The following is a 12,105-nucleotide window of genomic DNA, read 5'->3' on the forward strand; positions in this document are numbered from 1 at the left end:
CGCTGCTCGTCGTGCCTCATGACCGTGGACGGCATCCCCAACGTCATGACGTGCGTGACGCCGCTTCGCGAAGGCATGCGTATCGTCACGCAGGAAGGCAAGGGGAAGCTGCCGTCGGCGGACGCGCGCGCGCGGCCGTCGGACTCCGGGCTCTCCGAGGACATGGGCAAGGTGCCGGTGGCCATCGTCGGCGCCGGCCCGGCCGGGCTCTCGGCAGCGCTCAGCGCCGGCAGGCTCGGCGTGCGCTGCCTCGTGTTCGACGAGAACGAGATCCCCGGCGGCCAGCTCATCAAGCAGACCCACATGTTCTTCGGCTCGCGCGAGCACTACGCCCGCGTGCGCGGCGTGGACATCGGGCGAAAGCTCCTCGACGAGATCGCCGGGCTTCCGGTGACGATCCAGACCGGCGCGACGGTGCTCGGGCTCTACGAGGGCAACGTGCTGTCGGTCCTCAAGGACGACCGCCACTCGAGACTCGCCGCCGGGGCCGTCGTGCTCGCGACCGGCGCGTCGGAGAACGCGCTCGCGTTCGAGAACTGCGACCTCCCCGGCGTCTACGGCGCCGGCGCGGTGCAGACCCTCATGAACGTCCACGGCATCGCGCCGGGCCGGCGCGTGCTCATGGTGGGCGCGGGCAACATCGGGCTCATCGTGAGCTACCAGCTGCTCCAGGCCGGCGTCGAGGTCGCGTGCGTCATCGACGCCGCCCCCGAGATCGGCGGCTACCACGTCCACGCCGCGAAGATCCGCCGGGCCGGCGTCCCCGTTCTCACGTCGACGACCGTCCTCCGCGCGCTCGGGACGGACCGGGTCGAGGCGGCGGAGATCTGCCCGGTGGACCGCGACTGGCAGCCCGTGCCCGGCGCGGAGCGAACGGTCGAGGTCGACACGATCTGCCTCGCCGTGGGCCTCACACCCAACTGCGAGATCGCGTTCCAGGCGGGGTGCGCGGAGGCCGGCGTGCCCGAGCTGGGCGGCTGGGTCGCGACGCACGACGAGGACCTCATGACCGCGCTCCCCGGCGTCTTCATCGCCGGCGACGCATCCGGCATCGAGGAGGCCTCGACGGCGATGATCGAGGGAAGGCTCGCGGGGATCGCCGCGGCCGAGTTCCTCCGCCCCGACCTCGACCGCGAGGAGGTCCGAAGGCTCAAGGACGAGGCGCGCCGCGGGCTCACCGAACTCAGGGCCGGCCCGTTCGGCGAGAGACCTCGCGCGGGCAAGAGGAGGATGCTCGAGTCGTGGAAGAGGGAGGCCGTGGGAAGCCGATGAGCCACCGGGCGGACGGCGTGCTCAAAGCCGCGGAACTCGCGGGGGTGCTCCCCTCCCCCGAGCGGCTCGCGCGGGGGCCGGTCGTGGTCGTCGAGTGCGTCGAGCGCATCCCCTGCAACCCGTGCGTCGCGGCCTGCGCGAAGGGCGCCATCACCATGGAGGGCGACATTAACGAGCCCCCCCGCGTCGACGCCGAACGATGCGACGGCTGCGGCGTCTGCATCAGCGCGTGCCCCGGCCTTGCGATCTTCATCGTGGACGGAAGCCGAGGCGACGGCAGGGCGAGCGTCATGATGCCTCACGAGTTCCGGCCGCTTCCGAAGGTCGGCGAGACGGTGACGGCGCTCGACCGGGAAGGCCGCGAGGTCTGCGACGCCGTCGTCACGCGCGTGCTCTCGGCGAAGGCGCTCGACCGCACGCCCATCGTGACGCTCGATGTCCCCGCGGAGCACGCCATGACGGCGCGGCACTTCCGACGGAAGGCCCAGGCATGAAGGACGACGTCATCATCTGCCGGTGCGAGGACGTGACCTACGGCGAGATCGTGCGCGCGATCGACGCGGGCCTCAGGACGACGGAGGAGATCAAGCGGATCCTCCGGTGCGGCATGGGGCCCTGCCAGGGCAGGACCTGCTCGCGTCTCATCGCGAGGATCATCGCGGAGCGCACGGGCGCGCCGCCGTCCGCCGTCCGATTCCCCGCCGTGAGACCCCCATCGAGGCCCGTCGAGATCGGCGTCCTCGCCGGAAAGCGCCATGAAGAGAACAGCTGATTGCGTCATCGTCGGCGGCGGCGTCATCGGCTGCGCGCTGGCCTACTACCTCGCGCGCGAGGGCATGACGGACTGCCTCGTCCTGGAAGCGAGCCACCTCGCGGCCGGGGGGACGGGCCGCTGCGGCGGCGGCATCCGCCAGCAGTGGAGCACGGAGGAGAACGCCCGCTTCGCCATCGCGAGCGTCCGGGCCTTCGAGGCCCTCTCCGAGGAGCTCGGGACCGACATCGAGTTCCTGCAGGGCGGCTATCTCGTCCTCGCCTACACGGACGAGGACGTGGACCAGTTCCGCCGCAACGTGGAGCTCCAGCGCTCGCTGGGCCTCGACGTCGAGGTGCTCACTCCCGCGGACGTCCGCCGGACGATCGCCCCGATGCTCAACACGGACGGGCTGCGCCTCGCGACGCACTGCGCCACCGACGGCAGCGCGAACCCGTTCCTGACGACGGCGGCCTACGCGAACGCCGCGCGAAGGCTCGGGGCGGAGATCGAGCTCTACACGCCGGTCCGGAAGCTCCTCGTCGACGGCGGAAGGGTCCGCGGCGTGGAGACCGACCGCGGGGCCGTGAGCGCGCCCATCGTCGTGAACGCGGCCGGGAGCCACTCGGTGCTCCTCGCGCGCACCGTCGGCGTCGAGCTTCCCATCACGCCGTATCGCCGGGAGATCCTCGTGACGGAGCCGCTCGAGCGGTTCTTCGATCCCATGATCATCTCGTTCAGCTTCGGCATCTACTTCCGGCAGACGCGGCACGGCTCCGTCATCGGCGGGTTCGCGGACCCCGAGCAGCCGGGCGGGTTCGACGAGACCTCGAGCCTCGACTTCCTCGTGACGATGTCGAAGAAGCTCGCGCACCTCATGCCCGCGCTCGAGTCGGTCAAGGTCGTGCGCCAGTGGGCGGGGCTCTACGACGCGACGCCGGACGCAAGGCCTCTGCTCGGGCGAACCGACGGCGTGGAGGGTCTCCACCAGGCGAACGGGTTCAGCGGGCATGGTTTCATGATCGCGCCCGCCGTGACTCGCTCGCTCGCGCAGAGCATCGCGGGGAAGCGACCCGACATCGACATCGAGCCGCTCAACCTGAGGCGCTTCGCCGAAGGCAGGGTGAAGACCGAGCGTTCGGTGGTGTGAGGTCGAGCCGGGGCCGGTCGCCCGCGCCGCGCCCGTTTGTGCGCGCACGGCGCTCAGTGACCCTCGACGAGGCCCGCAAGCCACGACGGGCGGGGCGGGAACTCGGAGCGACCCTCGGCGCCGGGTGACGCGGCCCCGCCGTCCGGAGCGACCTCCATCTCGCGATACGAGAGAACCGCGCCGTGGTACGCGACGCTCGCGCCGTCCGCGTCGCGCGCGACCACGCGGACCCCGTCGGGCCGTCCCCCCCCTGCCCAGAGAACCCGCCCCGACACGAGATCCGTGAACGAGCGGGCGAGGAACGCCTCGTCCGCGCCCGGGCCGCCGTGGGCGCTCCCCGCCGCGCCGACGGGCCGGCCGAAGGACGCGACGTACCCCACGGGATCGTCCAGGCCGCGACCGCCGCGTCCGCCTGCGGCCCCGCTCAGCGCCCCCTGGGAGCGCACCTCGAGCGACGCGAGGAAGTCGCGATGACCCGCCAGGAGCGCCTCGATCCCGCCGTCCAGGAGGTCGTTGGCCCAGAGCCTGTCTCTGACGTGGTCGATGATCTCGCGCAGCCGCCCGTACAGCAGCGGATACGGCTCGACGAGTGGCGCGACGCCGCCCGGCGCCGCGGCGGCCCCCGCATCCTGCGCTTCGTCGCCGCCTCCCGCGACACTGCCTCCCCGCGGCCCGCCGAACCCGACGGGGTCGCGGCGCGCCAGCGCCCAGCCCGCGGCGATCGTGGAAGCTTCCTTGGCGCCCCACTGCGGCGTCGTCATGAACGCGGGCGACCCCGGCGGCGGCGAGGCGGCGACCGCGGCGAGCGCGTACAGCCAGCTCGTCGGAAGATCGCCGGTCCACTCGCCGTAGGTCCGCACCGCGAGCTCGCGCCTGATCTCCTCGAACCCCCGCCGGTACAGGTCGCTCGCGAAGGCCTCGCGCCGCTCCAGGGCGCCCCGCGCCCACGCCGAGCCGAGAAGCCCCGCGAGGTCGAGCCCCGTCGGGAGCGGGCTGTCCGCCGGCCCCGCCAGGCGGGCGAAGTAGCGCGTGTCCGGCAGCGTGGGGCGCGCGAGGAACCTGAGGCCGCGCAGCTCGTGCGTCTCGAAGTGGGACGGAGCGACCTTCCCCACGAGCTCCGCGAACGCCGCCAGCTTCCCCTGGTCCGCCACGGCGTTGGTGTCGTACCCCTCGCCGAAGACGCCGTTGGCGATCTGCGCGTAGTCGCTGACGGTCGGGTCGCCCGACCCCCCGAGATAGAACGCGAGCGGGTCGTACACGCGCCGCCACAGCTCGAGCCAGTCGCCCGCCTCGCTCTGGATCGCCTCGGCCACGAGGAGCGCCTGCATCGTGAGCCCGTAGTCCAGGACGCGCCCCTCGGGCAGGGCGAACGCCATGCGGCTGTACCATGTCACGGCTCGGTGGAAGCGACCGAGGCGCTCGTCCTCAGCGGCGCGCCCGCGCGGCACGTAGGCGGAGTAGTCCTCGCCGGGGCCCGCGACCCCGTCGAGCGGCGTCGAACCCATGATCGGCGAGAACGTGATGCCTTCACCGCGCTCGATGAGCGCGAGCTCGCGCTCGACGAGCGCGCGCGCGGACTCCGGAGGGAAGTAGTCGCGGTCGAGCAGCGACAGGGGGACGGCGAAGAACGCGATGTTCCGTCGGGCCGCCTCCCGAACGGTCGGCTCGCTCGCTCGAAGGTACTGCTGCTCGGACAGCCTGACGAGGGCGCGGCTGAGATCGACGAGCCTGGCGTAGAGCACCCTGTCCTCGACGCGAAGGAGGACCTCCTCGAGCAGCGACCTCGAAAGCGCGAGCGCGCAGTCGGTCGTGATGAACGCGGGCAGGCCGGAGGAGTGCGCCTCGGCATAGGCCGCGGCGAAGTCGGGCGCGGAACCCGGCGTCACGGTGAACCCGGGATCGCCCGCCTGCGCGGAGGCGCGGGCGGCGGGCGTTGCCGCGACTGCGAGCGCGACGAGGAGCGCCGCGACGCGGGCGACGCCGAGCGGCCCTGTGGATCGTGCCATGAGTCCTCCCCCGCAGGGTCGGCTCGTGCCGACCTCTCGATGCGTCCGTCCGCGCCGCCGTCCGCAGCACGGGTGACCGGCGTTCCCGGCGCCCTTCGCGCCTCCGTTCAGGGCGCGAGGAGTCCCTCGGAAGCCGTCACCCAGAGGACCTGCGTCCGCCCTTCACCCCGCCTCTCGACGGAGTGTCGGAGCGTCCCCTTGAACTGGATGCAGTCGCCCTCGGACAGATCGTAGGTCTCCTCGCCGACCGTGACGCGCGCGGCGCCCACCGTGACGATCAGGATCTCCTCACCCTGATGGACCGGCCCGTCCACACGGCCGGGGCCCAGGTCCGTGAGCTCCATGACCCTCAGCCGTCCCGCCGGGATCCCCGCCGTGAGGAAGCTCGCGCTCGCGACGCTCCGCCCGGCGTCGGTGACGGCGCGCGTGGCCCGGTCGGACCGGCGCACGACCGACACGGTCGGGAGCTCCTCTTCCTCCACGAAGTACGTGGCCGGCTTCCCGAGAGCGCGGGCGATCCTGAGCAGGGCCCCCACCGTGGGCGACGTCCGACCGCGCTCGATCTCCGAGATGTGCGTGGGCGACATGTCGGCCGCGTCGGCGACCTGCTTCAGGGTCATGTCCCTGGCAAGCCGCTCCGCCTTCACCCGCCGGCCGAGCTCGCTCTTGTCGAGCATGATGCACCCCCTCCCACCTGCCGCGCCCGATCTCCGTCCGTCGTCGCGCGTGGGGCGGCCGGGCGGCCATCGGTCGGGGGCGTCAGGCGTACCGCGCCGACTTGATCTTCCGGGCGAACTTCGGGACGTACTCCTTCTCCCAGACGTCGTCCGCGATCGCCCGGTAGTCCCGCGCGTACTCGTCGATCTCGCCCTTGAGCTCGGTGACGAGCGTCTCCGCGCCCGGGTGCGTGGGGTGCGCGCCGCACTTCACGACGGCGTCGCGCAGCACCGTGGGTTCATCGATCAGCATGCACGGGGTGAGCATGTTCTCCCGATACGGCTGCCTGGAACGGATCGCCTTCATGAAGTCGGAGTTCAGGGCGTCCTTGAGCGACGTCTCTTTGATGTTGTCCACCGCGAAGTGGCAGAAGACACACGGCTCGACGTCGCCGTTGGCGTTGATGTGGATGTACTCGCGGCCTGCGGCGATGCAGCCCTCGACGTAGTAGCCGTCGTTCCAGAAGTCGCCGATGAAGATGGGCTTCCGCTCGCGCACCTCAAGAAGCCGCCGCCTGAGCCAGTCTCGCTGCTCCGGGGTCGGCATCAGGTCCGTCCGCGGCTCTCTCCCGATCGGGATGTACTGGAAGTACCACGCGACGAGCGCGCCCTTCGCGATCATCATGTCGAGGAGCTCGTCGCTCGCGATCTGCTCGAGATTGAGGCGCGTCTCCGTGAACGACGCGCCGAACAGGACGCCCGTCTCGCGCAGGGCGTCCATAGCCGACATCACGGTGTCGAAGGCCCCGGGCCCGCGACGCTCGTCCGTGAGCTCGCGGAAGCCCTCGAGGCTGATCATCGGCGCGACGTTCCCGCACTCCTCGAGGCGCTTCGCCACGCGGTCGTCGATGAGCGAGCCGTTCGTATAGAGCTGGAAGTAGACGTCGTCGTGCTCCCTCCAGATGTCGAACATGTCGGGCCGCGTGAAGACCTCGCCGCCGCTCATGACGATGAAGTGCGTGCCCATCGCCTTGGCCTCGGTGATGACCCGGTCGACGAGCTCCGTGGGCAGGCCCTGGTGCTGCTCGTACTCGCCGGCGTAGCATCCGGGGCAGCGGAGATTGCAGCGCATCGTCGGACTGATCACGAGGAGCATCGGTGGCCGGAACCCCTCGGCGGCCGGCACGTCGAACTCGCGCATGTCGGTTCCGATCAGGAAGGCGTTGACGAAGAGGTTCGAGATGAGCTTCTTCCGGCAGTTCGGCGAGAGCCGGTCGTACACCTCCCTGGCCATCATGAGCGCCGGGTGGCGGCGCTCGAAGTACTCTCTGATGGCGCGGATCGTCGCGCGGTCGCGCTCGACGCGAGTCAGCCGTTCGGCGAAGGCCGTGGCCCGGACGAGGTTGTCCACCGACAGGTGCGGCACGAGCCCCATGAGCGTCTTCGCCGCCTGGGCCTTCGTGAACCTCCTGAGACTCGTCGTCATACGGCAGTTCCTCCTCGCGCCGCCCCACGGGGCTCCTCGAGCGCGGGCTTCGCCGGGCGATCCCCGGCGAGAACCTCCTCGTACACGTCCGCGATCTCCCTGGCGACCCTGTCCCACGAGTACCGGTCCACGGCGCGCCGCGCCCGCTCGGCCATCCGCCGCCTCAGCCTCTGGTCTCGCGCGAGCGCGACGACCGCGGCCGCGATCTCGTCCGCCGCGCCGCGGCGCACGAGGAGCCCGGTCTCGCGGTCGCGGATCACCGCCCGGTAGCCCGCGATGTCGGACGCGACGATCGGGGCGCCGGCGGCCATCGCCTCGAGGAGCACGATCCCGAAGCTCTCGCCCCCGACGGCCGGGGAGCAGAAGACGTCGGCGCTCGCGAAGTGCCGCGCGAGGGAGTCGCGCGACACGAACCCGGCGAAGTGCACGGCGTGGCGGCAGGACGGCGGCACGAAGCCCTTGTAGTAGGCGGCCAGCGGGCCGCCGCCGACCACGACGACGCGAACGTCCGGGACGGCCGCCGCGATGTCGGGGAGCGCCCGGAAGAGGAACTTGAGTCCCTTCCTCGGCTCGAAGCGGCCCACGAACAGCACGTTGAAGCGGCCGTCGCGCAGCTCGGGAAGCGGCGTCGCCGACGCGAACCGCTCGACGTCCACGCCGTTGGGGATCACGCGGTAGCGCCCCGGAAAGTGGGGCTCGACGGTGCGCCTCGCGGCGTCCGACACGGCGATCCTCGCGGCGAGCTTGTCGGCGGACGGCGCGAGCAGCGACCGAAACACCCGATACGCGACGGGCGACTCGTTGCTCGCGTGGAACGTGCCGACGACCGGCGCCTCCGCCTCCCTGAGCACCGACAGACACAGCGCCGGCATGAACGGCTCGTGGAGGTGGAGGATGTCGAACCGCTCACGGGCGAGGACCTCCCGCACGCGGGCGGACATCCTGAGGTCCATCGCCACGGGGCAGAGGGAACCGTTGGCCGGGACCGCGACGGAGCGCCCGATGCGGAGCACGGCGCCGTCGCGGTGCCCGTCGCCCTTCCCGAAGCACGTGGTGACGACGCGCACGTCATGACCGAGCGCCTCGAGACCGAGCCGCAGATGGTACACGTGCTCGGTGACGCCCCCGGGATACGGGTAGTACGTCGGGGTCACGATACCGACCTTCACCGCCCTGTCCCTCCCTGCCACACGGGCTGGAGCATGCACCACTGATCGGGGTACCTCGCGATGTACCTCTCCATGATGCCCGCGATGCGCTGCGTGTGCCTGCGCACGGCCGCGTCGTCGCCGTCGCCGCCGTCGGGCAGGATCGGAGGCTCGATGAACCCGATGAACGTGCCGTCCGGCTGCCGGATGCAGAAGCCCGGCACGATGGGCGCGCCGCTTCGCACCGACCAGTACGCGGCCCCGCGCGGCAGCTGCGTGCGCTCTCCGAAGAAGTCCACCTCCACGCCGTCGGCGCCGACGAGCCGCTCCCCGACGACGAACACGATCTCGTTCCTTCTGAGCGCGCGGCCGACCTTGAGCGGGCTGCCCAGCGGTATCACGCGGATCCCGAGGCGCTCGCGCATCGCCGTGACGACGGTGTTCGACGTCTCCCGGGTCACGGGCTCGACGATCGCCGAGAGCGCGGGGAGCCCCTCGGACCCCGCGAGCGCCGCGCCTCCGACGTCCCAGCTGCCGAGGTGCGCCGTCACGAAGATCGCCCCTCTGCCGAGCTTGAGCGCGTCCCTCAGATGCTCGATCCCCTCGATCCGGACGAGCCTCTCGACCTCGGGCGCGCGCTTCGAGGCCAGCCCGAAGAAGTCGGCCCAGTAGAGAGCGTAGCTCCGGAAGACCCTGCGCGCGAGCGCCTTCACCTCGTCGCTGCCGGCCGGCCTTCCGACCACGCGGGCGATGTTCGCGGCCGCGGTGCGCTTCTTGTCCGGCATCAGGAAGTACGCCGCATCGGCCAGGACCGTCGCCACGGCGTAGCTCGCGCGCCGCGGCAGCCGCGACGCGAGCAGCGTGCTCGCCCTCATGAGCGGATACGCGTTCAGCAGGTTGAGCGTGGACGTGTCGGCGAGCAGGAAGACCGACACGGCCGCGTACCCGAGGCACGCGGCCGCCAGCACGGCGAGCAGGAGCCTGGGACCGACGGCGTCGACGATGATGCCCGAGAGAATGCCCGCGACCCCGAACGCGGTGCGCGCGATCATGTCGCGGAACCCGAACGCCTTCCCGACCACCCCGCCCGGCATGCTCTCCTGGAGCACGGTGTCCGACATCACCGTCGGGATGGCCACGCACACTCCGAGCACGGCGACCCCCGCGGTGAGGGCCTGGACGGAGTGCGCGCCCGACAGCGCGGCGATGGAGAGCCCGGCCACGGCGAACGACAGCACGATGAGAAGGCGACGCGGGACGCCCTGGAGGAGGCGGCCCATGGCGAGGGAGCCGGCGAGCATGCCGACGCCCCCGACCGACAGGAGCACTCCCACGCCCGCGGCCCCGACGCCGAACTCGTTGCGGAGATAGACGGGGCAGACCACGAGCACGAAGCCCGTGACGAACATGATGGCCGACAGCGACACGGTGGAGAAGACGACCGGCCGCGAGCCACGCATCGTCCGGAGCCCCTGCCTGAGGTCCGCGGCGAGCCCCTGGTAGGCCGTGCCGATGACGCCCACCTCCTCGCCGATCGGAGCGGCCAGATCGCGGCTCAGCCTGGCCGCCTCCTCGGCGATGCGCGGCGCGTGGCCGAGTCTCGCGGCCCTCCCGGGGCGGATCCTCGCCGGCGCGGCGCGTCGCCGCTCCCTCGCCGTCCGCACCTCGTCCACGCTCCGCATCGCGATGAGGGAGACGCACACGGCGGAGATCACGTACGTCGCCGAGTCCGCGAAGAAGCCGGTCGTGTAGCCGAGACGCTCCACGAGCACGCCGCCTCCGGCCGGGCCGAGCACGAGCGCCGCGGTCATCGCCGCGTTCACGAGCGAGTTCGCGCCCATGAGGTGCTCGTCCGGGACGACCTGCGGCATCGCGGCGAACCTGGCGGAGAGATACAGGCGGTTGAGCGAGAAGACGAGGAAGATGAGCACGTAGACCGGGACCATCGACCTGCCGGCCACGAGGGGGATGAGCGCGACGAGGAGCGCGCGGGCGATGTCGCACACGACCATGAGCCGCTTGCGGTCGAGGCGGTCGGCGTACACGCCGGAGATCGGCGCGAAGACGAGCACTGGCGCGCTGGCGAGAAGGAGGATCTTCGAGAACTCGAGGCCCTTCGTCTCTCCCGCGCTCAGGGAGAACACGACGGCCGTGAGCGCCATCAGGTTGAGGTAGTCGCCGAGCTGCGAGGCGAGCGTGCCGGCCCACAGGAGCGTGAACCCCCGGTTCCGGAAGAGCCCCATGAACCCCGTGCTCCGCTGTGTCAGCCCGTCCCTCGGCAAGGGATGTGCTCCTTCGCTCTCCGGACCGCTCACTCCGCCGGCCTCGGCTCCGGGCCGAGGTCGCCGACGGAGCCGCGGAGCGTCTCGGCTCCGTGCGCCGCGCCGGCGATGGCCGACCTCGCCGCGGCGAGCAGCCGGTCCACGGCGGCCGCCCCGGCCGGGTCTCCCGGCTTCCGCCTGAGCCGCTCGAGGACCGACTGGAGGAGCGTCACGCCCGTGATGTCCTCACCGCTCCCCTTCCATTCCACCGTCACGCTCTCGCCGGCCGCGATGAGGTCCGAGAGCTCGAGAAGCGTGATGGTCCTCGCCTGCGCGGCGTCGTAGAGCCGCCTGTTCGAGTACTTGATGATGCGTCTCACCATGGCTGCCTTTCCCAGGGCCGCTCCCGTTTTGTGCGGCGCACCACGAATCTATGAGCGCGCGCCGGAATCGTCAAGAGGCGTTTCCGTCGTGGCGCCGCTGCCGCCTGCCGCGGCCCGCCCGCTTCCCAGCCCGGCGGCCAGGGCCAGGGCCGCGGCAAGGACGAGGAAGACCGCGACGGACACGAGGCCGGACGCGGATCCCGCCCACTCGAACCCCACCTCCATCCGCTCCTGAATGCCCGCGTTGACGAGACCCGCCACGACGATGCCGACGATCGCTCCGCCCGCGATGAGCCCCGACGCGAACAGGACTCCGCGCTCGCGCCGCTCATGCCGGACGGCGGCGGTCCTCGTGCGCTCGAAGAGGTAGCGGACCACGGCCCCCGCGGCGACCGGCGTCGTGAGCCGGATCGGGAGGTAGAGCCCGACGGCGAACGGCAGCGACGGCGCGCCGAGGAGCTCGACGCACGCCGCGAGGCACACCCCGATGATGACGAGCGTCCAGGGCAGCGACATGGTGAGGACGCCCTTGACGACCATCGACATGAGGACCGCCTGCGGCGCGGGAAGCCTCTCCGACCCGATCCCGTACGCGCGGTGGAGGAAGAAGACGACCCAGCCGATGCACACGGCGGACGTGAGCACGCCGATCATCTCCCCCACCTGCTGCCGCCACGGCGTGGCCCCGACGAGGAACCCGGTCTTGAGATCCTGCGACGTGTCGCCTGCGATGCTGATGGCGACGCACACGACCGCGCCGACCGTCACGGCGGCCACCGTGCCCTCGGGGCCGGTCCAGCCCAGCCTCAGGAACACGACGCTCGTCGCGAGCAGCGTCCCGATGGTCATGCCCGACACGGGGCTCGACGAGCTCCCGATGAGCCCCACGATGCGCGACGCCACTGTCACGAAGAAGAAGCTGAAGATGACGATGAGAGCGGCGCCGACGCCGTTGACCGGGATCTGCGGAAGGGCCCACGCGCAGACGGCCA

Annotated in this window: 11 protein-coding genes; 4 read left to right on the forward strand and 7 right to left on the reverse strand. The window is 71.6% G+C overall.

The window, feature by feature from the left end:
- The 4 genes from FJY74_08270 to FJY74_08285 form a co-directional block, all read left to right on the forward strand.
- Positions 1 to 1,272: FAD-dependent oxidoreductase (locus tag FJY74_08270; protein ID MBM3308306.1), on the forward strand; the 1,272-nt coding region annotated here is incomplete at its 5' end.
- Entirely contained in the window at positions 1,269 to 1,766 is a 498-nt protein-coding gene (locus FJY74_08275; protein MBM3308307.1) for a 4Fe-4S binding protein, read from the forward strand. The genes FJY74_08270 and FJY74_08275, both read left to right, overlap by 4 nt.
- A complete protein-coding gene (locus FJY74_08280) occupies positions 1,763 to 2,044 on the forward strand; it encodes a (2Fe-2S)-binding protein (GenBank protein ID MBM3308308.1) in 282 nt (93 codons plus the stop codon). Before FJY74_08275 ends, FJY74_08280 begins: the two co-directional genes overlap by 4 nt.
- Positions 2,028 to 3,173 carry an FAD-binding oxidoreductase gene (locus FJY74_08285; protein MBM3308309.1) on the forward strand — a complete coding sequence of 382 codons (1,146 nt, stop codon included), beginning with the start codon at positions 2,028 to 2,030 and terminating at the stop codon, positions 3,171 to 3,173. Before FJY74_08280 ends, FJY74_08285 begins: the two co-directional genes overlap by 17 nt.
- A 53-nt stretch (positions 3,174 to 3,226) precedes the next feature.
- On the opposite strand, the gene FJY74_08290 is transcribed toward FJY74_08285, so the two are convergent.
- The 7 genes from FJY74_08290 to FJY74_08320 all read right to left on the reverse strand — a co-directional run.
- Positions 3,227 to 5,179 carry a DUF3160 domain-containing protein gene (locus FJY74_08290; GenBank protein ID MBM3308310.1) on the reverse strand — a complete coding sequence of 651 codons (1,953 nt, stop codon included), beginning with the start codon at positions 5,177 to 5,179 and terminating at the stop codon, positions 3,227 to 3,229.
- A 107-nt stretch (positions 5,180 to 5,286) separates the two neighbouring features.
- Positions 5,287 to 5,856 (reverse strand): helix-turn-helix transcriptional regulator, encoded by a 570-nt coding sequence (locus FJY74_08295; GenBank protein ID MBM3308311.1) that lies wholly within the window; start codon positions 5,854 to 5,856, stop codon positions 5,287 to 5,289.
- 82 nt (positions 5,857 to 5,938) lie between these two features.
- Positions 5,939 to 7,321, reverse strand: coding sequence for a radical SAM protein (locus FJY74_08300; GenBank protein ID MBM3308312.1), 1,383 nt, complete (start codon positions 7,319 to 7,321; stop codon positions 5,939 to 5,941).
- Positions 7,318 to 8,490: a glycosyltransferase family 4 protein gene (locus tag FJY74_08305; protein MBM3308313.1), complete on the reverse strand. Its 1,173-nt coding sequence runs from the start codon at positions 8,488 to 8,490 to the stop codon at positions 7,318 to 7,320. Before FJY74_08305 ends, FJY74_08300 begins: the two co-directional genes overlap by 4 nt.
- Positions 8,487 to 10,751 (reverse strand): MFS transporter, encoded by a 2,265-nt coding sequence (locus FJY74_08310; protein MBM3308314.1) that lies wholly within the window; start codon positions 10,749 to 10,751, stop codon positions 8,487 to 8,489. Before FJY74_08310 ends, FJY74_08305 begins: the two co-directional genes overlap by 4 nt.
- Before the next feature lie 29 nt (positions 10,752 to 10,780).
- Positions 10,781 to 11,113 (reverse strand): hypothetical protein, encoded by a 333-nt coding sequence (locus tag FJY74_08315; GenBank protein ID MBM3308315.1) that lies wholly within the window; start codon positions 11,111 to 11,113, stop codon positions 10,781 to 10,783.
- Positions 11,114 to 11,161: 48 nt separating this feature from the next.
- A partial coding sequence (locus FJY74_08320; GenBank protein ID MBM3308316.1) for an OPT/YSL family transporter occupies positions 11,162 to 12,105 on the reverse strand: 944 nt, incomplete at its 5' end.

It is taken from the genome of Candidatus Effluviviaceae Genus I sp. (assembly GCA_016867725.1).
Classification (GTDB): Bacteria; Joyebacterota; Joyebacteria; order Joyebacterales; family Joyebacteraceae; genus VGIX01.